Annotated in this window: 15 protein-coding genes and 2 tRNA genes; 4 read left to right on the top strand and 13 right to left on the bottom strand. The window is 70.8% G+C overall.

The window, feature by feature from the left end; all coding sequences use genetic code 11:
* Positions 1-31: 31 nt before the first annotated feature.
* Positions 32-766 (top strand): DUF5324 family protein, encoded by a 735-nt coding sequence (locus OG802_RS18030; protein WP_329411762.1) that lies wholly within the window; start codon positions 32-34, stop codon positions 764-766.
* 118 nt (positions 767-884) lie between these two features.
* Here OG802_RS18030 and OG802_RS18025 read toward each other — a convergent pair.
* Positions 885-957, bottom strand: a tRNA-Ala gene (locus OG802_RS18025).
* Positions 958-1,138: 181 nt separating this feature from the next.
* On the opposite strand from OG802_RS18025, the gene OG802_RS18020 reads away from it, so the two are divergent.
* Both OG802_RS18020 and OG802_RS18015 read left to right on the top strand, forming a co-directional pair.
* Positions 1,139-1,687 carry a helix-turn-helix domain-containing protein gene (locus tag OG802_RS18020; RefSeq protein ID WP_190148176.1) on the top strand — a complete coding sequence of 183 codons (549 nt, stop codon included), beginning with the start codon at positions 1,139-1,141 and terminating at the stop codon, positions 1,685-1,687.
* Between the two features lie 398 nt (positions 1,688-2,085).
* Positions 2,086-3,855, top strand: coding sequence for a serine/threonine-protein kinase (locus OG802_RS18015; RefSeq protein WP_329411760.1), 1,770 nt, complete (start codon positions 2,086-2,088; stop codon positions 3,853-3,855).
* Here OG802_RS18015 and OG802_RS18010 read toward each other — a convergent pair.
* Positions 3,819-5,387, bottom strand: a complete 1,569-nt coding sequence (locus tag OG802_RS18010; RefSeq protein ID WP_329411758.1) for a hypothetical protein — start codon at positions 5,385-5,387, stop codon at positions 3,819-3,821. The genes OG802_RS18015 and OG802_RS18010 overlap by 37 nt on opposite strands.
* Positions 5,388-5,568: 181 nt before the next feature.
* Complete coding sequence (locus tag OG802_RS18005; protein WP_003999697.1) at positions 5,569-5,697, bottom strand: DLW-39 family protein; 129 nt, start codon at positions 5,695-5,697, stop codon at positions 5,569-5,571.
* A gap of 348 nt (positions 5,698-6,045) precedes the next feature.
* Between OG802_RS18005 and OG802_RS18000 the strand changes: the two genes are divergently transcribed.
* Positions 6,046-6,420, top strand: coding sequence for a DUF6344 domain-containing protein (locus OG802_RS18000; RefSeq protein ID WP_329411756.1), 375 nt, complete (start codon positions 6,046-6,048; stop codon positions 6,418-6,420).
* Between the two features lie 134 nt (positions 6,421-6,554).
* On the opposite strand, the gene OG802_RS17995 is transcribed toward OG802_RS18000, so the two are convergent.
* The 10 genes from OG802_RS17995 to dnaN all read right to left on the bottom strand — a co-directional run bounded on the left by OG802_RS17995 (position 6,555) and on the right by dnaN (position 17,924).
* Positions 6,555-7,043: a hypothetical protein gene (locus OG802_RS17995; RefSeq protein ID WP_329411755.1), complete on the bottom strand. Its 489-nt coding sequence runs from the start codon at positions 7,041-7,043 to the stop codon at positions 6,555-6,557.
* Positions 7,044-7,085: 42 nt separating this feature from the next.
* Entirely contained in the window at positions 7,086-7,616 is a 531-nt protein-coding gene (locus OG802_RS17990) for an RICIN domain-containing protein (RefSeq protein ID WP_329411753.1), read from the bottom strand.
* Between the two features lie 220 nt (positions 7,617-7,836).
* Positions 7,837-7,910 (bottom strand) — tRNA-Ile (locus OG802_RS17985).
* 123 nt (positions 7,911-8,033) lie between these two features.
* Positions 8,034-8,819 (bottom strand): DUF3566 domain-containing protein, encoded by a 786-nt coding sequence (locus OG802_RS17980; RefSeq protein WP_329411752.1) that lies wholly within the window; start codon positions 8,817-8,819, stop codon positions 8,034-8,036.
* An 18-nt stretch (positions 8,820-8,837) separates the two neighbouring features.
* On the bottom strand, positions 8,838-11,432 hold the full coding sequence (gene gyrA / locus OG802_RS17975) for a DNA gyrase subunit A (RefSeq protein WP_329411749.1): 2,595 nt from the start codon (positions 11,430-11,432) through the stop codon (positions 8,838-8,840).
* 42 nt (positions 11,433-11,474) lie between these two features.
* On the bottom strand, positions 11,475-13,562 hold the full coding sequence (gyrB, locus tag OG802_RS17970) for a DNA topoisomerase (ATP-hydrolyzing) subunit B (RefSeq protein ID WP_329411748.1): 2,088 nt from the start codon (positions 13,560-13,562) through the stop codon (positions 11,475-11,477).
* A gap of 374 nt (positions 13,563-13,936) precedes the next feature.
* Complete coding sequence (locus OG802_RS17965) at positions 13,937-14,485, bottom strand: DUF721 domain-containing protein (protein WP_329411747.1); 549 nt, start codon at positions 14,483-14,485, stop codon at positions 13,937-13,939.
* Positions 14,482-15,603: a DNA replication/repair protein RecF gene (gene recF, locus OG802_RS17960; RefSeq protein ID WP_329411745.1), complete on the bottom strand. Its 1,122-nt coding sequence runs from the start codon at positions 15,601-15,603 to the stop codon at positions 14,482-14,484. Before recF ends, OG802_RS17965 begins: the two co-directional genes overlap by 4 nt.
* 65 nt (positions 15,604-15,668) lie before the next feature.
* Positions 15,669-16,544 (bottom strand): phosphogluconate dehydrogenase (NAD(+)-dependent, decarboxylating), encoded by an 876-nt coding sequence (gene gnd / locus OG802_RS17955; protein ID WP_329411744.1) that lies wholly within the window; start codon positions 16,542-16,544, stop codon positions 15,669-15,671.
* Between the two features lie 249 nt (positions 16,545-16,793).
* On the bottom strand, positions 16,794-17,924 hold the full coding sequence (gene dnaN / locus OG802_RS17950) for a DNA polymerase III subunit beta (protein ID WP_329411742.1): 1,131 nt from the start codon (positions 17,922-17,924) through the stop codon (positions 16,794-16,796).
* Positions 17,925-18,014 lie beyond the last annotated feature (90 nt).

Below are 18,014 nucleotides of genomic sequence, written 5' to 3'. Positions count from 1 at the left end.
AATACCGTACGCCACCGAGGAGGAGGAACACGTGACCCGCATCGACAGCGTGCGCGCCGCGACCGGCTCGGCGAAGGACAGCGTGCTGCACGCCGCGGAAGTGGTGGCGCCCTACGCCGACACGGCCAAGGAGCGGGCCGCGCTTTACGCGCATGAGGCCCGCGTACGGCTCGCGCCCAAGGTGTCGCAGGCCGCCGAACAGGCCCGCGTGCAGTATGACGCCCACGTCGCCCCGCGCCTGGAGCAAGCGAAGACCCATGTCCCGCCGAAGGTCGATCTGGCCGCGCAGGAGGCGGCCGCACGGACCCGCCTGGCCGCGCGGCAGGCCGCCGAGTACTCCCGACCGCGGATCGAACAGGCGGTCGCCGCGGCCGGCCCCGTGAAGGAGGAGGCCGCCGCCCGGGGCGCCGCCGCGCTGGCCGCACTGCGCGGTCAGGTGACGCCGAAGGAGATCGAGAAGCTGGTGCGCAAGCACCGGCGTCGCGCCAAGGCGGGCCGGGTCGCCAAGTCCCTGGCCCTGATCGGCCTGGTCGCGGGCGGCGCCTTCGCGGCCTGGAAGTGGTGGGACAAGCAGGCCAACCCGGACTGGCTCGTCGAGCCGCCCGCGGCCACGGAGGTTCCCGCCTCGGGCGGTCTGACCGCCGTGGACGGCAGCGGCGAACCCGCCGCCGCCGTGGACGGCAGCGGCGAACCCGCCGTCCTGGACCCCGAGGTACAGGCCAAGCAGGCCGAGGAGGAGGCCGCGCATCGCGACGACCGCACCTGACCGGCCGGCGCCGGGCACCACGCGGCACGGACGGCGACGCGGTCCCCGCACCCCGCCCCTGTCACGCCGAAGACCCCTCCTACCTGCATCTGCGCAGGTAGGAGGGGTCTTCTTCGTGTGGAGCCTAGGGGAGTCGAACCCCTGACATCTGCCATGCAAAGACAGCGCTCTACCAACTGAGCTAAGGCCCCGCGACGGACGTCCGGCCGGTGTGGATCTCGTACCGGCGGGCGCCGCAGACCAGAGTACCGGGTCACCCGGGGTATCTCGCAAAAACATGGGGGGTCCCCGCGGATGACCACTCTCCGTAGGATGCAGAAACGCGGTTCGCTACAGCGAACCGCGTTTCTGGGGAAGCGATGGGGAGACGCAATGGACGCCGCACAGCAGGAAGCGACCGCGAGAGCGCGGGAACTGCAGCGGAACTGGTACGGGGAGCCGCTGGGGGCGCTCTTCCGTAAGCTCATCGACGATCTTGGTCTCAACCAGGCTCGTCTCGCGGGGGTGCTGGGACTGTCGGCGCCGATGCTGTCGCAGCTGATGAGCGGTCAGCGGGCGAAGATCGGCAACCCGGCCGTGGTGCAGCGGGTGCAACTGCTGCAGGAGTTGGCGGCGCAGGTCGCGGACGGCAGCGTCAGCGCTGCCGAGGCGACCGAGCGCATGGACGAGATCAAGCGGTCCCAGGGGGGTTCGGTGCTCAGCAACACCACACACACGACGAACAGTTCGGGGGCGCCCACGGTCAAGCGGGTGGTCCGCGAGATCCAGTCGCTGCTGCGCTCGGTGGCCGCCGCGGGCGACATCATCGAGGCGGCCGACACCCTCGCCCCGACCCACCCGGAACTGGCAGAGTTCCTCCGGGTGTACGGCGCGGGCCGGACGTCCGACGCGGTGGCGCACTACCAGTCCCACCAGAACTGAGCCCTCGGCCCGGTCGCCGAAGGGGGTTCGGCAGTCGGGCGGACGGGTGGTCGGCCAGTGGTCGGGGGACCGGTGGCGACCAGGTAAGACCGAAGCGGCCGGAGGGAGCCGGAGCAGTCGGGGGACTGCTGCGACGCGGCACGGCCGCAGGGAACGGAAACGACACGGAACGACACGGCACGGCGCGGAACCACATGGAACCGCAGGGAACGACGGCGAGCGCACGGGGGGTCGTGCAGTCGGCTCGCCGCGGAGGGTCGTGGCGCTCCGCACGGGGGAAGTGGCAGAAGAGGACACCTCCGCGACCGGGGGCCCGGGGGGACCGGAGAGACCCGGAACGAAGAGACCCGGGACCTGCGAATCCCGGGGGGACCGAGGGGGAGGAGCGACGCACTGCCATGGGTGAGGTCTTCGCCGCACGGTACGAACTGGCAGATCCGATCGGCCGGGGCGGGGTCGGCGCGGTCTGGCGCGCCTGGGACCACCGCCGGCGCCGTTACGTGGCCGCCAAGGTGCTCCAGCAGAGCGACGCGCACGCGCTGCTGCGCTTCGTGCGCGAGCAGGCGTTGCGGATCGACCATCCCCATGTGCTCGCCCCCGCCAGCTGGGCCGCCGACGACGACAAGGTCCTGTTCACGATGGACCTGGTGGCGGGGGGTTCGCTGGTCCACCTCGTCAACGACTACGGGCCGCTGCCCCCGGTGTTCGTGTGCACGCTGCTCGACCAGCTTCTGGCCGGTCTCACGGCGGTGCACGCCGAAGGCGTCGTGCATCGTGACATCAAACCGGCCAACATCCTGCTGGAGGCCACGGGAACGGGCCGGCCGCGTCTGCGGCTGTCCGACTTCGGCATCGCGATGCGGCTGGGCGAACCCCGTCTGACGGACACCAACCTCGTGGTGGGCACGCCCGGTTACCTCGCGCCCGAGCAGATGCTCGGCGCGGATCCGGACTTCCCGGCCGACCTGTTCGCCGTCGGCCTGGTGGCGCTGTATCTGCTGGAGGGCGCCAAACCCGACGCCAAGGCGCTCGTGCAGTACTTCGCGGAGCACGGAACGCCGAGCGCTCCCAAGACGGTCCCCGAGCCGCTCTGGCAGGTCATAGCCACCCTGCTCCAGCCGGATCCGCAGGCACGTTTCCGCTCGGCCACGGGGGCGCGCAAGGCGCTCGCCGCCGCCGTCGAACTGCTGCCGGAGCCGGGCCCGGACGACGAGACGATCGAGATCTTCGACCAACTGGGGCCCCTGCCTGCGGGGTTCGGCCCCGAAGGCCCCCTGCGTGCCGCGCGCGGCACGGGCTCGCTGCCCGCCCCGCCCGGCGCCGTGGGCGGTTCCGGCGCCGACACGGCCCGCCCGGACGCCGGATCCCTGCCCTCGCGGCCGGAAACGATCGCCCCCGAATCGGCCCCCGGGGGCAGCGGAGCCCTCCCCTCCGGCACGGCGTGGCCCGGCACGGGCGTTCCGGCCGGCACGGGCGCGGGCAACGGATTCGGCGCCGGTCGCCTCACCCCTGGTACCGGCACCGGTACCGGCAGTGGGAGGGACGGCGGCACCGGTGACGGCGGTACGGGCTCCGGTTCGGGCTCCGGTTCGGCGTGGCCCGGCACCGACTCGGCGCCGATCGACTCGCGGCGGGCAGCGCCCCCCTCGATGTCGGACACCGGAAGCTTCCACCTGCCCCCACCGCAGCCGACGGGAGCGTCCTCCCTCACGCCGACGCCCACACCGCCGACCACGACCACACCGCCGACCACGCCGCCGACCACGCCGGCGTCCGCGTTCACGTCGGAGCGGACGCCCGTTCCGCGGCCGCCCGCCTACGCACCGCCGCCCGCGCCCCCGCAGGTCCCGGCGCCGCCGCACCGGGCCCCGCTCGGCTCCCCCGGCCCTTCCCACGCGCCGGGACAGCCGTTCACGCCGCCCTCCCGGAGCGGCCGCCAACCGGACTCCTCCACCGCCTCGTACACCGCGCAGGACCCGCTCCCGCCGGCCGGGTCGGTCGGGTCGGTCGGGTCGGCCGCATCGGGTCCGGTGCGGGGCGGACGTCGTCGGGGGCATCGCGCGGTGCGCCCGGGGCGGCCGGGGCCGCCCGTCAAGGTCGCGGTGCCGATGCTGCTGCTGGCGCTGGCCTGCTACGCCGTGGGGTTCTGGGCGTTGGCGCGCATCTGAGCCGCGGCCCTGCGCCGAGCGGCCAGCGTCCAGGCCCCGAGCACCGCCAGCAGGACGCTTCCCGCGCCGATGCCGCCCACGGCGACCGCCGTCATGGCGGGGTCGCCGTCCACGCCGCCGCCTCCTCCTGAGGCTCCGGCGCGCGCCGGTGCGGGCCCCGCCGTCAGCTCGGGGTCGCGGGCGCCGACGTCGAAGAATCCGCGCGGCGCGGAGCGTCCGGCGTAGCCCGGGGCGGGCTGTGCGCCGCCGTCGACGCGCACGCGCAGGGTCAGGCCGTAGGGGCCCGCTCCGAAGCGCTCGCGCACCTGGGCGGCGAGGTGCACGACGAGGTAGTAGGAGCCGGCGAACCGCAGGGCCTTGGTGGCGCTCGCAGACGCGCGGCGGTTGGCGTATCCGACCGGCGGCACGGGCGCGAGCGCCGCCGACTTCTGACGGCCGCCGTAGCCGACGCTCACGTCCTTCACCTCGGCTCGGACCGGGTTGTAGAGCGTCATGTCGAGGGCCTCGACGACGTACCCGGAGTCCTCGTCCGCGCTGCCGAGGTCGACGGAGGCGGAGACCTGCTGGCCCCAGTCGACGGGGACCTTGTAGAAGAGGGTCTGTCCGGGGACGATCCCGTCGCGCAGGACGCCGGGTTCCACGACGGTCGCCCGGGTGAAGCCGGCCCCGCCCCGGACGGCGGCGGGTGCGCCGGTGGGCGGCGCGGGCGTGGCGGAGTCCCACGTCCCGGGCTTCTCGGGCACGCGGGCGGCGGCGTCCTTGGTGAGGGCCGGTTCGGAGACGGGCGCGATCTCCAGCTCCCACGGCTCCTCACCGGCGCCGACGCCCTCGCCGGTCGTGGCACCGGTCCCGGTCCCGGTGGTCGCTGCGGCTCTGGTGCGGGTGCGTTCGACGACGACGTAGTACGTCCCCGCCTTCTGGCAGGCGCCCCGGCCCGGCTGGAGCTCGCGTGCGGCCCATGCGGTGATCGGGTGCGGGCTCTTGGACGCTCCGACGATCGCCGAGTCGCGGGAGCAGGCGGTGCTGTCCGCGTCCTGCACGGAGACGCTGATCCCGTCGCCGACGGCGAGTTCCGATCCCGCGCGCGGGATGGCCGTCACGCCGACGTAGACGTTGGAGACGTCGTCGAGTTCGAGCCGGAAGTAGGCCTTCGCGACTTCTCCCCCCGCGTGTCCCCGCCCGTCCTCCTGGCCGCCGTCCTCGCTGTCGTCCTGGCTGCCGCCCTGTCCTTCGCCCTGGCTGCCGTCGGGGCTCTCGCTCCCGGTTCCCGGCGGGGAGGGAAGGACGAGGGAGCTGCGGTAGGTCGCGCCGGGTTCGAGTCCGGCGGCGCCGGTGGTGCCCGTGGCCGCCGGGACGGTGCGGGCGTCGTCGGAGAAGGCGTAGGACGGGACGTCGGGCGCGGCCAGGGCGGCCGGTGCGGGCAGCGCCACGGCGGCCGCGCAGAGCGTCGCGCACACGGCCGTGATCCGTACGACGGCCCGCCGGCCGGCGCCCTCGCCCAGCCCGCTCCGCCGTCCCGCACGCCGGTCCATCGACCCCGCCCCCTCGCCTTCGACCGAACGTGGGCCATCCTGCCCCGCTCGCGCCCACGGCACCCGCGCATTGCGTACGGGCGTCCGAAAAGCCCGCATGTAACCCCGCCCGGGCGTGCGTGCAACACAAGACCCCGACCGCTACGGCGGCCGGGGTCTGCTCAGTCTTCGGTATCGGTACTCACGAACCCGTGGGCACGGAGTCGGTCGCCTCCGTCCACAGATCCTGCTCGGCGCGATCCGCCTGGATCTGGCGGTACACGAGGAGCCCGCCGATAGCGGCCAGTGCGACCAGGAGAAGCTTCTTCACCGCGCGACCTCGTCTTTCCTTGACGTTGGGGACCTCTGGCGCCCGACTATACACACCGGCCGATACCGATCGGTGACCTGCGTCCCGCCCCCAACTCCCGCTCCCGGCAGCTCAGTAGGAGCGGAGGACGCCGCTCCGATCGGAGGGTGATCACACCTCCACGGAGGGTGATTTTCGCCCGAGATCGCCAGGAGAGCCCCTCTTCCTCCGCTTTTTCGCCCTCTTGCGGCCATCCGGGTGGTGTTCATCAGAACAACGCCACGCCGCGAGCGTCGGTCCACCACTTCGTGCCGCCCATACACATCATGAGGAAAGTACGCAAATCGCCCAACCCGAAAGTGAGGGGCCATGACCGAGAACCGGGTCATGAAACTGTGGACCGCCGTCGTCACCGCCGTCCTGGCGCTGTGCACGGCGCTCGGACTCATCACGACGACCGCCGCGGCGGCGCCGGCGCAGACCGGGCCGGCACGCACCGGCGAGAGCGCGGCCACCGTCCGGACGCCCGAGCGGCCCGCGGCGGCCTCACCCTGGCTCTGGTCCCAGGCCCGCTCGCTTCCCCCCACGATGAAGCAGCGCATCCGGGCCGAGGCCCACGGCAAGTCCCCCAGCTGCCGCCACCGCGGCCTCCCCGACGCGGACCAGACGGAGCAGACCGCGACCTCCTGCGAACCGGCCGAGCCGGCCGACCCCGCCGAACCGGCCGTCCCGCTCCTGCGCTGAGCCTCGGGCGCCTTCCCGACTTCGAAGCAGACGTAACGGCGAACCTGCGTACAGCCCGCACGGACAGGCCCGGCAGCTCCCCCAGGAGCACCCGGGCCTTCGCCATGTCCGGGACCCCGCGCCGGGACGAGAGGTCAAGGCTTGGGTACTGCGCCGGCAGCGACCCCGAAACCGGAGGACTCGTCCCACGCAACCGCTGCCCACAGGTCCACCACCGCAGTCCAGATGCGGTGCAGCAGAGCCCAGTCCGGGTCGTCCCCGCCGAGGGCGACGGTGACCAGCAGGTCGCATCCCCATATGCCCCGCTCGTCATGGGGTGACGCGGCGATCACGGACTCGGCGATCTCGGCCACGCCGACACGCACGTCCAGCGTCAGCAGGTCCGCGACCGGGCCGAGGCCGTCACCGCTGATCGTGCCGAGCCTGAACGCGGCCACCGAGTCCTCCAACGGCTCCGACGACTCGCCCCACAGACCGTCACCGCTCTCCAGCAGCCGGTCCAGCAGGCGATCAAGCGCCTCGGCGCCCCCCTCTTCCCCGGACCGGCCAAAGAAGCTGAGTCGGTAATCCACGATTCCCCCGTCGTCCGCGCTGACCGGAGGCTGATTCCCCTGCGCCATCATGCACGGGTTCGGACGGCCGGCAGGGGGAGCGGTGTCGTTCGCTCACCGTGTGGTCGGGTCGCCGCCGTGGGGAAGGGCGAAGAGCCATTGCTGCGCCCGTACGGATCGGCGGTCGTCGAACCACGGTTTGTACGTCGGCCTGAAGTCTCCGCCAGCCGTCAGCAGACGTCGGCTGTGCACTGCCTCCACTTCGAACGCGGCCCCGTCGGGCGACTTCTTCAGCCGCCAGCGCTGGGGAGCTTCCGCGGTGGGCTCGCACATCAGCAGATCTGGCTTCTGAGAGTCACGTGTGGAGTCGAGCGCGAGTCCGTTGTCCGCCGAGACGATGAGGACCTCCCCCTTCACCCCGCTCGGACGAAGAAGCCACAACTGCTGCCTCTCCGCATGCGGTGCCCACAAGTGGGGTTCTTCGCCCTGCTGGTTGCGCCACGCCGTGTCGAGGGCCAGTCCGCAGTCACGCGCGATGATCAGGAACGGCCCAGCCGGATCGGTCTTCTTCTTCCGCCATGCCGAGAGAGTGACGTTCTCCAGCCCGACGGAGATCCCGGGGAAGCCGATCCGAATGCTCACCATGCGCGGACGTTAGCAGCGCAGGAGGCCGCTCCGGCACGCAAAGCCGGAAACGGGCGACCGGGCTCGGCGTAGTGAAGCTGTGGCGCTGCTCGCAGAGCTTGCCGGAGGACCCGCCCGACGGCTGACCGCAGCCGTCCGACGCCATTGGTGTCAGCCGTGGATGTCAGCCGTGGATGTCAAAAAGGCCCCCGGTCCACTGGACCGGGGGCCTTCTCGCATGTGGGGCTAACAGGATTTGAACCTGTGGCCTCATCCTTATCAGGGATGCGCTCTAACCAACTGAGCTATAGCCCCGCCGCGCTGTGCGGGGTGTGTCCCGCGCGCTGACTCCTGAAGATTAGCGCACGACCTGGGCAGTCCCAAAATCGATACGCGCGGGGTTCTGCGCGGGGGTGCGCGGGCCTGGTGAGGGCCGGGTCACTCGTCCTCGGCCAGCGTCAGTTCGACGCCGCCGACGAAGCCCGCGGAGAGGTTGTAGATGAACGCGCCGAGGGTCGCCAGGGCCGTCGCGAGGACGACGTCGATGACCGCGATGATCGCCGTGAACATCAGCACGTGAGGGAGCGAGAGGAACGACTGGAGGTCGAAGCCGTTCGACTCGTTGGAGCCGGTGGCCTCGGAGATCGTGCCGCCGACCGTCGAGAAGACGCCCATCGCGTCCATGACCATCCACAGCACGGCGGCCGCGACGATCGTGCAGATGCCGAGGGCGATGGAGAGCAGGAAGCTGACCTTCATCACCGACCACGGGTCGGCCTTGGCCACGCGCAGGCGCGCCTTGCGCACGCGTGGCGCGGTGCGGGCGCCGGTCCGCGGTCGTCGTACCGCGCCGGTCGAGGCCGGGGCCGCCTGGGGCGGGTAGGCCTGCGGCGGGTGGTAGGGCCCGGCGGGCTGCTGCGGCTGACGCTCGCCGGGAAGCGGCGACGGGTCGGGCTGCGTGGCCTGCGGGCCTCTGGTGTCCGTCACGGTTCCCCCCTGGGAGCCCTTCGGGCCTTGTGGGTCGGTCGGGGTCGAGGGGGAGGAGGACGAGCCGGCCACGGGCGCCTTGATGGCCTTCAGCTGGGTCGTGTGGGTGTCCGCCGCACGCCCCTCGGCGCCCCGCGCGTCGGTCTTGCGCGCGTCCCCCTGGGGCGAGGCGGAGCCACGGCCGCCGCCGCTCTTGTCCGTACCGGCAGACGTACCGGCGCCCGTGGCTCCGCTCACGATGACTCACTCCTCGTGCTACTCGGCCGAGGGCGCCTCACCCTCGTCCGTGCCGGCGGTCGTGGCGCCGTCGGCGGTCTCGTCGGCGGCGATGTCGCCGTCGACCTCCTCCGCCTCGCGCCCCGCCTCGGCGTTACGTGCGATGCCGACGACGGCATCGCGCTTGCCCAGGTTGATCAGTTGGACGCCCATGGTGTCACGGCCCGTCTCCCTGATCTCGTTGACTCGCGTACGAATCACACCGCCGCCCAGCGTGATGGCGAGGATCTCGTCGGTCTCCTCGACCACCAGCGCGCCGACGAGGGAGCCACGGTCCTCGACGATCTTGGCGGCCTTGATGCCGAGGCCGCCGCGACCCTGGACGCGGTACTCGTCGACGGCGGTCCGCTTCGCGTACCCGCCGTCTGTGGCAGTGAACACGAACGTACCGGGTCGAACAACATTCATCGAGAGCAGCTGGTCTCCCTCGCGGAAGCTCATGCCCTTGACACCCGAGGTCGCACGGCCCATGGGCCGCAGACTTTCGTCCGTGGCGGTGAACCTGATCGACTGTGCCTTCTTGCTGATCAGAAGCAGATCATCGTCGGCCGAGACGAGTTCGGCGCCGATCAGTTCGTCGTCGGAACCGTCCTCCGTCTCACGGAGGTTGATGGCGATGACACCACCGGAACGCGGCGAATCGTAATCCTTCAGAGGCGTCTTCTTCACCAAGCCGCCCTTGGTGGCCAGGACCAGGTAGGGCGCCACCTCGTAGGTGCGGATCGCGAGGATCTCGGCGATCGCCTCGTCCGGCTGGAACGCCAGCAGGTTCGCGACGTGCTGCCCGCGCGCGTCCCGCCCGGCGTCCGGCAGCTCGTACGCCTTCGCGCGGTAGACGCGGCCCTTGTTGGTGAAGAACAGCAGCCAGTGGTGCGTCGTGGAGACGAAGAAGTGGTCGACGATGTCGTCTTCCTTCAGCTTCGCGCCACGCACGCCCTTGCCGCCGCGCTTCTGGGCGCGGTAGTCGTCCGTCTTGGTGCGCTTGACGTAGCCCCCGCGCGTGACGGTGACGACGATGTCCTCCTCGGCGATGAGGTCCTCGATGGACATGTCGCCGTCGTAGGGCACCAGCATCGTCTTGCGGTCGTCGCCGTACTTCTCGACGATCGCCGCCAGCTCCGCGCTCACGATCGAGCGCTGGCGCTCCGGGGACGCGAGGATCGCGTTGTACTCGGTGATCTTCGCCTGAAGCTCGTCGTGCTCCTGGATGATCTTCTGGCGCTCCAGGGCCGCCAGCCGGCGCAGCTGCATCTCGAGGATGGCGTTGGCCTGGATCTCGTCGATCTCCAGGAGCTCCATCAGGCCCGTGCGCGCGATGTCGACGGTGTCGCTGCGCCGGATCAGCGCGATGACCTCATCGATGGCGTCCAGGGCCTTCAGCAGACCGCGCAGGATGTGCGCCCGCTCCTCGGCCTTGCGCAGCCGGAAGCGCGTACGGCGAACGATGACCTCGATCTGGTGCGTCACCCAGTGGCGGATGAACGCGTCCAGGGACAGCGTGCGCGGAACGCCGTCGACGAGCGCCAGCATGTTCGCGCCGAAGTTCGTCTGCAGGTCCGTGTGCTTGTACAGGTTGTTCAGGACGACCTTGGCGACCGCGTCCCTCTTGAGGACGATGACCAGCCGCTGACCGGTGCGCGAGGACGTCTCGTCGCGGACGTCCGCGATGCCGCCGATCTTGCTGTCCTTCACCAGGTCGGCGATCTTCTGCGCGAGGTTGTCCGGGTTGACCTGGTAGGGCAGCTCGGTGACCACCAGGCACTGGCGGTTCTGGATCTCCTCGACCTCGACGACCGCCCGCATGGTGATCGAGCCGCGGCCCGTGCGGTACGCCTCCTCGATGCCCTTGCGGCCCACGACGAGCGCGCCGGTCGGGAAGTCGGGGCCCTTGATGCGCTCCATCAGCGCGTCCAGGAGCTCCTCGTGGGAGGCCTCCGGGTTCTCCAGGTACCACTGGGCGCCGGACGCGACCTCGCGCAGGTTGTGCGAGGGGATGTTCGTCGCCATGCCGACCGCGATACCGGCCGAGCCGTTGATCAGCAGGTTCGGGAAGCGGGCCGGCAGGACGGTCGGCTCCTTGGAGCGGCCGTCGTAGTTGTCCGTGAAGTCGACGGTCTCCTCGTCGATGTCGCGGACCATCTCCATCGACAGCGGCGCCATCTTGCACTCGGTGTAGCGCATGGCCGCCGCCGGGTCGTTGCCCGGCGAGCCGAAGTTGCCGTTGGAGTCCACGAGCGGCATGCGCATCGACCACGGCTGGGCCAGCCGCACCAGGGCGTCGTAGATCGAACTGTCGCCGTGCGGATGGTAGTTGCCCATGACGTCGCCCACGACGCGGGCGCACTTGTAGAAGCCGCGCTCGGGCCGGTAGCCGCCGTCGTACATCGCGTACAGCACGCGGCGGTGGACGGGCTTGAGGCCGTCGCGGACGTCCGGCAGCGCGCGCGAGACGATGACGGACATCGCGTAGTCGAGGTACGAGCGCTGCATCTCCGTCTCGAGCCCCACGGGCTCGATGCGCATGGCGATGTCGCCGCCCTCTTCAGGGGTGACGGGAGTGTTCTCGTCGGTCATTGCTGGTGGGGATCCTTCCTGGTGCGGTCAGCTGAGACCGACTCAGATGTCGAGGAAGCGGACGTCCTTGGCGTTGCGCTGGATGAAGGCGCGACGCGCCTCCACGTCCTCGCCCATGAGGACCGAGAACAGGTCGTCGGCCTGCGCCGCGTCGTCGAGGGTGACCTGGCCGAGGACGCGGTGCTCCTGGTCCATCGTCGTGATGCGCAGCTCCTCGGCGTTCATCTCGCCGAGGCCCTTGAAGCGCTGGATGGAGTCCTCGCGCACCCGCTTGCCACGCTGGCGGCCCATCTCGATCAGCGCGTCGCGCTCACGGTCCGAGTACGCGTACTCGATGTCGTCCCGGCCCCACTTGATCTTGTAGAGCGGCGGACGGGAGAGGTACACGTGCCCGGACTCGACCAGCGGCCGCATGAAGCGGAACAGGAAGGTCAGCAGCAGGGTGCTGATGTGCTGACCGTCGACGTCGGCGTCCGCCATCAGGATGATCTTGTGATAGCGGAGCTTCTCGATGTCGAAGTCCTCGTGCACACCGGTGCCGAAGGCGGAGATCAGCGCCTGGATCTCCTGGTTCTGCAGGATCTTGTCGATCCGCGCCTTCTCGACGTTGAGGATCTTGCCGCGGATCGGGAGGATCGCCTGGTACTGCGGGTTGCGGCCGGACTTGGCCGAACCGCCGGCCGAGTCGCCCTCGACGATGAAGATCTCGCACTTGGTCGGGTCGTTCGACTGGCAGTCGGAGAGCTTGCCCGGCAGCGACGCCGACTCCAGCAGCCCCTTGCGGCGCGTCAGGTCGCGGGCCTTGCGGGCCGCCACGCGCGCGGTGGCCGCCTGGATGCCCTTGCGGACGATGTCCGCCGCCTCCACCGGATTACGGTCCAGCCAGTCGTTGAGGTGCTCGTAGACCGCCTTCTGGACGAAGGTCTTGGCCTCCGTGTTGCCCAGCTTGGTCTTGGTCTGGCCCTCGAACTGAGGCTCGCTCAGCTTCACCGAGATGATCGCCGTCAGACCCTCGCGGATGTCGTCGCCCGTGAGGTTGTCGTCCTTCTCGCGCAGCAGCTTCTTGTCACGCGCGTACTTGTTGACCAGGTTCGTCAGCGCCGCACGGAAGCCCTCCTCGTGCGTGCCGCCCTCATGCGTGTGAATGATGTTGGCGAAGGAGTACACGCCCTCGCTGTAACCGCTGTTCCACTGCATGGCGACCTCGAGGGACAGGCTCTTGTCCTTGTCCTCCGCCTCCAAGTCGATGACCGTCGGGTGAACCGCCTCACCCTTGCGGGAGTTGAGGTACTTCACGAAGTCGACGATGCCGCCCTCGTAGTGGTACGTGACGGTCTTGACCTCGTCCTTCTCGTCCGCACCCGCCTCGTCCGCCCCGGCGGTCGCCTTCGCCGACTCGCGCTCGTCGGTGAGCCTGATCGTCAGGCCCTTGTTGAGGAACGCCATCTCCTGGAAGCGCCGCGACAGCGTCTCGAAGGAGTACTCGGTCGTCTCGAAGATGTCCGCGTCGGCCCAGAAGGTGACCGACGTGCCCGTGTCCGCGATGGCCTCGTGCTTGGCCAGCGGCGCCGTCGGAACGCCCATCTTGTAGTCCTGCGTCCAGCGGTGGCCGTCCGTCCTGACCTCGACGGCGACCTTGCTGGACAGCGCGTTGACGACGGACACGCCGACGCCGTGCAGACCGCCGGAGACCGCGTAACCGCCGCCGCCGAACTTGCCGCCCGCGTGCAGCACGGTCAGCACGACCTCGAGGGCCGGCTTGCCCTCGGAGGCGACGATGCCCACCGGGATGCCGCGGCCGTTGTCGGTGACCCGTACACCGCCGTCGGCCAGGATCGTCACGTCGATGGTGTCCGCGTGACCGGCCAGCGCCTCGTCGACCGAGTTGTCGACGACCTCGTACACGAGGTGGTGCAGACCGCGCTCACCGGTGGAACCGATGTACATACCGGGTCGCTTGCGGACGGCGTCCAGGCCCTCGAGGACGGTAATGGCGCTGGCGTCGTACGAGGCGGTGACCTCGTGGCTCGACGAGGCGGACGCCCCGCTGCTCGCGCCGGCGTCGGTGGACGGGATGTTCTCGTTGGGGTTGCCGGAATCGGCCACGAAGCGCCCTTTCTGGCACAGCACCAGCCAGGCTCGTCGGCGGGTTGCCGGAGCGGCTGCGGCATGTTGCGTTGGTAAGCCTTGATCAGCGTTGCTCAGCTTTTCCCGGGCGGTCCCCACGTTCGGGGCGGGATTGGCTTCCAGTCTACCGGTAGCACTGACACTGATGGGGGTTTGCCGGTACCTGAGTCCGCATGTGCCGCCCTCAACCGGTCTCTTCCGGGTCCCGATATACGGAAGGGGGCTCCAAGAGGCTCACGGAGGCACTCAGCGCTTCCAGGTGTCAACCCTTGGCTACTTGGGAGTCACGTCCCGATTCGCACTCGCACGCGGGCGCGCGAAAAGAAGGCCGGACGGTCCCGTCAGGACCGCCCGGCCGCACCAAGACGTGATACACGTCACCCGTAGGTATCACCGGGACCAGTGCTCCCCGGCGCCCTCAAGGGACCGTAGCGACGCTGCGGACCCCCCGGACCGAGAACCTTGATCAACCGGACCGTGCCATGACCGAGATCCTCGTTCAGCCGCGCCACGAGCGTCGGGGCGAGCAGCCGCAGGTTCGTCGCCCACGCCGTGGAGTCACAGCGCACGATCAACGCCCGCTCCTCCTCGTCGTACCGCTCCGGCTCACAGTGCTTGGCCACGTCCTCCCCGACGATCTGCGGCCACCGGCCCATCACCCCGCCCACCGCCGCCGGCGCCTCCCAGCCCCGCTCGGTCAGCAGCCGGTTGATCGCGGCCCCCAGCGCCAGAGGATCACGGCCGTCCGCGCCCGCCCCGGAGCGCAGCCCTCCCCCGCGCCGGGCCTGCTTCTTCTGCTGCGCCGCGTCCCCACGCGCGCGTGCCTGCTCCCGCGCCGCCCTCAGCGCCACGCGCGCGAGATCGACGCCCGAAGGCTCCGGCACCCGCTCCGGCGCCCCCTTCGCCTCGGCCTCGTCACCGCTCATACGCGCTCCACCGACCCCTCGGACACGCTGTACCGCGCCCCCGCGAGCACCCCCGGCACGTCGTCGTCGACCGCCGCCGTCACCAACACCTGCTCACCCGGCGCCACCAGCTCCGCCAACCGCTCCCGCCGACGGGCGTCCAGCTCCGCGAACACGTCGTCCAGGACCAGCACCGGCTCGTTGCCCTCCGCCCGCAGCAGGTCGTACGAGGCCAGCCGCAGCGCCAGCGCGTACGACCAGGACTCCCCGTGCGAGGCGTACCCCTTGGCGGGCAGCGGACCCAGCTTCAGCGTCAGATCGTCCCGGTGCGGACCCACCAGCGTGACGCCCCGCTCGATCTCCTGCTTGCGCGCCTCCACGAGCGCCGCCGTCAACTGCTCGTACAGATCCTCACGCGTGTGCGCCTCACCCGGCGCCGACGGCCTGTACTCCAGGCCCACGGGACCGCCACCGGGCGCGAGCTGCTCGTACGCCTTGTCGGCCAGCGGCTGGATCGCGGCCACCAGATCGAGCCGCTGAGCCAGCAACTCCGCACCCACGCGCGCGAGATGCTGGTCCCACACGTCCAGCGTCGACAGGTCCATGGAACGGCCCCCGTGCCGGCGCGCCAGCGCCGCCGACTTCAGCAGCGTGTTGCGCTGCTTGAGCACCCGCTCGTAGTCCGCCCGCACCCCCGCCATCCGCGGCGAGCGCGCGGTGATCAGCTCGTCGAGGAAGCGGCGCCGCTCACCGGGGTCGCCCTTCACCAGCGCCAGATCCTCCGGCGCGAACAGCACCGTCCTGACGATGCCCAGCACATCACGCGGCTTGACCTGCGAAGACCGGTTGATACGAGCCCGGTTGGCCCGGCCCGGGTTCAGCTCCAGCTCGACCAGCTGCTGCCGCTCGCCCTGCCTGACCTGCGCCCGCACGATCGCACGGTCGGCGCCCATCCGCACCAAGGGCGCGTCCGAAGCGACCCGGTGGCTGCCCAGCGTGGCCAGATAGCCGACGGCCTCGACGAGATTGGTCTTGCCCTGCCCGTTGGGCCCCACGAAAGCGGTGACGCCCGGATCGAGCGGAACTTCGACCCGGGCGTACGAGCGGAAGTCGGCCAGCGACAGATGCGTGACGTGCATGGTCGTTCGCCGACCTCCCCAGGGTGTGGATCGCGGGTTGTGGATCGCGGACGCGACCCTGTGGATTACTTCTTCTCGACGGCGTGGCCGCCGAACTGGTTGCGCAGCGCCGCGATCATCTTCATCTGCGGCGAGTCGTCCTGCCGGGAGGCGAACCGGGCGAACAGCGAGGCCGTGATCGCGGGCAGCGGCACGGCGTTGTCGATGGCCGCCTCGACCGTCCACCGGCCCTCGCCGGAGTCCTGGGCGAAGCCGCGCAGCCGGTCCAGGTGCTCGTCCTCGTCGAGGGCGTTGACGGCCAGGTCCAGCAGCCAGGACCGGATGACCGTGCCCTCCTGCCAGGACCGGAAGACCTCGCGCACGTCCGTGACCGAGTCGACCTTCTCCAGCAGCTCCCAGCCCTCGGCGTAGGCCTGCATCATGGCGTACTCGATGCCGTTGTGGACCATCTTGGCGAAGTGACCGGCGCCGACCTTGCCGGCGTGCACCGCGCCGAAGTCGCCCTCGGGCTTGAGCGCGTCGAAGACCGGCTGCACCTTGGCGACGTTCTCCGCGTCACCGCCGTACATCAGCGCGTAGCCGTTCTCCAGGCCCCAGACGCCCCCGGAGACGCCGCAGTCGACGAACCCGATGCCCTTGGCCGCGAGCTCCTCGGCGTGCTTCTCGTCGTCCGTCCAGCGGGAGTTGCCGCCGTCGACGACGACGTCGCCCGGCTCCAGCAACTCGCCGAGCTCGTCGACGGTCGACTGGGTGGCGGCGCCGGCCGGGACCATCACCCAGACCACCCGCGGGCCCTTGAGCTTGCCCACCAGCTCTTCGAGGCTGTGGACGTCCGCGAGGTCCGGGTTGCGGTCGTATCCGACGACGGTGTGGCCGGCGCGGCGGATCCGCTCGCGCATGTTGCCGCCCATCTTGCCGAGGCCGACGAGACCGAGCTCCATCAGTTGTTCCTTAGGTCGCTGTGTGGCGTGTGGGGCACCTCGTGCCCCCTCCGAGCCTAAACCCGGACGGTCACGCACACCTGTGGGCATACGCGCTCAGACGTACCGCCCCGCACGCCGCTCACCAGCGGCTTCGTCCACAGACCGAGCCCCGTCGGCCACAGCCTGTGGACGACCTCCGGCACCGACCGGCACCGACCGGCCCGGCAACGGCGCCCGCCCGGACGCCGGGGCCCGAGCCGGACCCGCTCAGCCGCTCAGCCGCACCGGCATGATCAGGTACTTGTAGGCGTCGTCCGCCTCGGCGTCCAGGGCCGGCTTGCCGCTGAGCAGCGCGGGCTTGGTGGACGTCGTGAAGGACAGCTGGGCCACGGGCGAGTCGATGGCGCTCAGGCCGTCCAGCAGGAAGGTCGGGTTGAAGGCGATCGAGATGTCGTCGCCCTCCAGCTGGGCGTCGACCCTCTCCACAGCCTGTGCGTCGTCGCTGGAGCCGGCCTCCAGGATGAGCACGCCCTGCTCGAAGCTGAGGCGCACCGGGGTGTTGCGCTCGGCGACCAGGGCCACGCGCTTCACGGCCTCCACGAAGGGGGCGGTCTCGATCACGGCGACGGAGTTGAACTCGGTCGGGAACAGCGTGCGGTACTTCGGGAGGTCGCCCTCCAGGAGACGGGTCGTCGTCCGCCGGCCCGCGCCCTCGAAGCCGATCAGGCCCTCGCCCGAGCCGCCGCCGGACAGCGCCAGGGTGACGCTGTCGCCGCTCGTGAGCGCCTTGGCCGTGTCCAGGAGCGTCTTGGCGGGCACCAGGGCGACCGCGGACGCGTCCGGGTTCTCCGGCTTCCACAGGAACTCGCGGACCGCGAAGCGGTAGCGGTCGGTGGAGGCCAGCGTGACGGTGTCGCCCTCGATCTCGATGCGCACACCGGTGAGCACGGGCAGCGTGTCGTCGCGGCCCGCGGCGATGGCGACCTGGGCGGCGGCGGAGGCGAAGACGTCACCGGGGACGGTGCCCGTCGCGTTCGGCATCTGCGGCAGCGACGGGTACTCCTCCACGGGCAGGGTGTGGAGGGTGAAGCGCGAGGGGCCGCAGACCACCGTGGCCCGCACACCGTCTGTGGAGATCTCCACCGGACGGTTCGGCAGGGCACGGCAGATGTCCGCGAGCAGACGGCCCGAGACGAGGACGGTGCCCTCCTCCTCGACCTCGGTCTCGACGGAGACCCGCGCGGACACCTCGTAGTCGAAGCTCGACAGGCTCAGCTGGCCGTCCTCGGCCTTCAGCAGCAGGCCGGCGAGGACAGGCGCCGGCGGACGGGCCGGGAGGCTGCGCGCCGCCCAGGCCACGGCCTCCGCGAGTACGTCGCGTTCCACCCGGATCTTCACTCTTGCCGCCTCCTGCTGTTGCCGGCGCTTCTCGCCCTGCCTGGCCTTCGTCGTCTGTCTCGGTGTGGCCGGCCCCGGTGAGGGGAAGGA

This window comes from Streptomyces sp. NBC_00704, assembly GCF_036226605.1.
GTDB lineage: Bacteria > Actinomycetota > Actinomycetes > Streptomycetales > Streptomycetaceae > Streptomyces.
Note: the sequence above shows the minus strand (reverse complement) of the source record. Positions and strands in the feature narration are given on the sequence as shown.

What these genes read in the sequence shown, in the direction of transcription:
- OG802_RS17990 (WP_329411753.1), bottom strand. Translation starts at nt 7,616, where the DNA reads ATGGTGAGCATTCGGATCGGCTTCCCCGGGATCTCCGTCGGGCTGGAG.
- OG802_RS18020 (WP_190148176.1), top strand. Translation starts at nt 1,139, where the DNA reads ATGGACGCCGCACAGCAGGAAGCGACCGCGAGAGCGCGGGAACTGCAG.
- OG802_RS17965 (WP_329411747.1), bottom strand. Translation starts at nt 14,485, where the DNA reads ATGAGCGGTGACGAGGCCGAGGCGAAGGGGGCGCCGGAGCGGGTGCCG.
- OG802_RS18010 (WP_329411758.1), bottom strand. Translation starts at nt 5,387, where the DNA reads ATGGACCGGCGTGCGGGACGGCGGAGCGGGCTGGGCGAGGGCGCCGGC.
- OG802_RS18000 (WP_329411756.1), top strand. Translation starts at nt 6,046, where the DNA reads ATGACCGAGAACCGGGTCATGAAACTGTGGACCGCCGTCGTCACCGCC.
- gnd (WP_329411744.1), bottom strand. Translation starts at nt 16,544, where the DNA reads ATGGAGCTCGGTCTCGTCGGCCTCGGCAAGATGGGCGGCAACATGCGC.
- gyrA (WP_329411749.1), bottom strand. Translation starts at nt 11,432, where the DNA reads ATGACCGACGAGAACACTCCCGTCACCCCTGAAGAGGGCGGCGACATC.
- OG802_RS18015 (WP_329411760.1), top strand. Translation starts at nt 2,086, where the DNA reads ATGGGTGAGGTCTTCGCCGCACGGTACGAACTGGCAGATCCGATCGGC.
- recF (WP_329411745.1), bottom strand. Translation starts at nt 15,603, where the DNA reads ATGCACGTCACGCATCTGTCGCTGGCCGACTTCCGCTCGTACGCCCGG.
- OG802_RS17995 (WP_329411755.1), bottom strand. Translation starts at nt 7,043, where the DNA reads ATGATGGCGCAGGGGAATCAGCCTCCGGTCAGCGCGGACGACGGGGGA.